This window comes from Methanobrevibacter sp. 87.7 (assembly GCF_002208625.1).
Lineage (GTDB): Archaea > Methanobacteriota > Methanobacteria > Methanobacteriales > Methanobacteriaceae > Methanarmilla.
The window spans coordinates 1-2,818 of the sequence record NZ_MRCT01000199.1 but is presented as its reverse complement, the minus strand read 5'-3'; the positions used below and the strand labels follow the sequence as shown (position 1 = coordinate 2,818).

The window sequence follows — 2,818 nt, the reverse complement described above, 5'->3', positions numbered from 1 at the left end:
GTTTTTTAACTTTATTTATCTTTTTATTATTTTAGACATTTTAATAATTTTTTCTTAAAAAGTAAATTATTTATATTATTTAAGGATATATAATTGAACAGTATGACAAATTTAATATTTATCATATAATAATTAAATGGAGGTGAAAATAGTGAATAAAAAAGTTAAATCTCTATTTTTAATATTTTCTTTATTAATAGTATTATTTTCAGTAAATAGTGTTTTTGCAAGTGATGTAAATAATACTGACGTTAATACATTATCTGATGATAATAATATTTTATTAAATGATAATTCTAGTACAGTTATAATGGATTCTAATAGTAATTCTAAGTCATTTACTGATTTACAAAATATTGTTGATTCAAAAAATAATAATGATGTAATAAATTTAGATTCTGATTATGTATATGACCCTAGTACTGATTCAAATACAGGAGTTAATATTAATAAGAATCTAACTATAAATGGTAATGGCCATGTATTTAATGGAATGAATAAAACAAGTTTTTTTAATATTACAGCACCTAATGTAAGTTTAAAATTAAATAATTTAAAATTTATTAATGGTTATACTAATAATAGATATGCTGGTATTATATATTCTAATAATCTTAATACTTCATTGTCTGTAACTAATTGTGATTTTGATAAAAACACTGGAGTTAATATTTATTTAAATCAGAAAGGTAATTTGTATATATCTAATACAAATTTTTCTAATATAAAATTAGAGGTATCTGCAAATGGAAATGCAATTCATGCTTCAAATAATGATATTACAATTATCAATTCTACTTTTTCAAATTTAACTGGTAAAAGTTATGCTGGGGCAATTATGGCAGTTGGAGATCTTTCTAAACAAGTTAATGCAAAATTTGTAGTTAAAAATACTAGTTTTTATAATTGTTATTCTCCAGGAGAAGGTGGAGCTCTTTATTTAGTAAAAATGGATTGTTTAATAGATAATTGTACTTTTCTTAATTGTACTTCTGAAACTAAAGGAGGGGCTATATCTACAAATTATGATAATTTAACCATTATTAATTCTCGTTTTATTAATAATAAAATTGGTAAAGAAAAAATTGGAAAGGTTAATTATATATCTACTGGTGGTGCAATCAATCTTAAAAAATCTAATTGTAATATAGATAATTGTACCTTTAATAATAATAGTGCATTTTATGGGTCAGATTTATATTTTACAGGTAATGATAATAATTATAATTTAACTGTTAATAATTCTAAATTTAATAAAGGAAATTCTGCTTATGGTAGTTGTTATATTTTAGATAAAAACAATTATTATTTTAATAATAGTATTTTTAGTAATACTGATTCTTTATACTTTGGTAGTTTAGTTTTAGGTATTTCAAATGGAACTATAAATAATTGTAGTTTTATTAATATCTCTTCAAAGATAGGTGGATCCATTATAACTAATGGTAATTTAACTATTAGTAATTCTACTTTTAATAATGGAAATTCATCAAAATTTGATATTCTTAAATTCATTTCTTCAAATTTAACTACCATTAATGATACTCCAATTAAAGTTAAAAATACAAATCCTATTTATCAAACAGAAAAAGGATATATTAATGTTAGTTTAGAATATGGATTTAATGGATTCTGTTCAGAAGATACAATGAATTATGCAGGTATTGGAACTGAACAAAATCTTGTAGACACTATTTATCTTGTTAATAAAATTTCAAGAGAACCTGTTGGTGACTATTTAAAAATTTTATTATATAAATATTATTTTAAAATAAATCCTAAAACTATGTAACCTTATGTTTGGGATTTTATTAGAGAAAACTTTAGAACTCTTAATGATTCTGTTATTCAAGATGTTCTTAGTCTTTATGATAGTGGTTTGAGGATTCCTGATTATGGTGCTACTGAAATAATTAACGATACTACTGTAAGAATATATGAGTTTGGATGTACAATTAACCCAGAATATCAGAACTTAATGTTGATTAGGACAAAATTAGAGAGTATTACTTCTGACTTTGATGTTTTTAAAGAAACTGTAACTTCTTCAGTTCCTATAGGTAATAAAACTTCTTTTAATATTATTGTTAAAAATAATGGTACAATTAGTTTAAATAATGTTACTGTATACGAAACTGAGTATGAAGGTTTAAAATTTAATTCATGGAAGTCAAATTATAGTTGGACTTATAAATTAGTGGATGATAAACCTGTTTGGACCTTAAATAGGCCATTGTATGTTAATGAAACTGTTACAATTAATGTAGTATTTGATACTACAGAACTTGGTAATTTTACAAATGTAGTTATTGTAGGTTCAAATGAAACTGGTAATAAAACAACAAATAATACAACTAATGTAAATAATGATACACCAAAAAATCCGAATAATAATACTCCAGAAAATCCAAGTAATGATACACCGGGAAATCCTAATAATAATATTCCAAAAAATTCTAATAGTAATATTCAAGGAAATCCTAAAAATAGTTCTGTAAATAATACTGTTGTTTATGGTAAAGAATTACCTAAAACTGGAAATCCTTTAGTATTATTACTATTCTCATTAGCTTGTATTCCATTATATACAAGAAGACGAAAATAGTTAAATTTATTAAAATTATATTTTAATTTTAAATTTTTATTTTTTTATTTTATTTTATTTTATTATTTTTTATTTTATATTTTCGTATTTTAAGTTTTATTTTTTGTATTTTCGTGTTTTAGATTTATTATTTATTTTTTCTTATTTTATAAGTATATTTAATTGTTTTAATGTTTTTTAATTAAAATACTAAAGATTTTTTTATAATTTATA

At 21.6% G+C, this 2,818-nt stretch carries 2 protein-coding genes; both read left to right on the top strand.

Annotation, left to right across the window (positions count from 1 at the left end):
- Positions 1-151 precede the first annotated feature (151 nt).
- Complete coding sequence (locus BGI41_RS07555) at positions 152-1,792, top strand: right-handed parallel beta-helix repeat-containing protein (RefSeq protein ID WP_088540089.1); 1,641 nt, start codon at positions 152-154, stop codon at positions 1,790-1,792.
- Positions 1,793-1,879: 87 nt separating this feature from the next.
- Positions 1,880-2,605 (top strand): DUF11 domain-containing protein, encoded by a 726-nt coding sequence (locus BGI41_RS07550; protein ID WP_088540088.1) that lies wholly within the window; start codon positions 1,880-1,882, stop codon positions 2,603-2,605.
- The last annotated feature ends 213 nt before the right edge of the window (positions 2,606-2,818 follow it).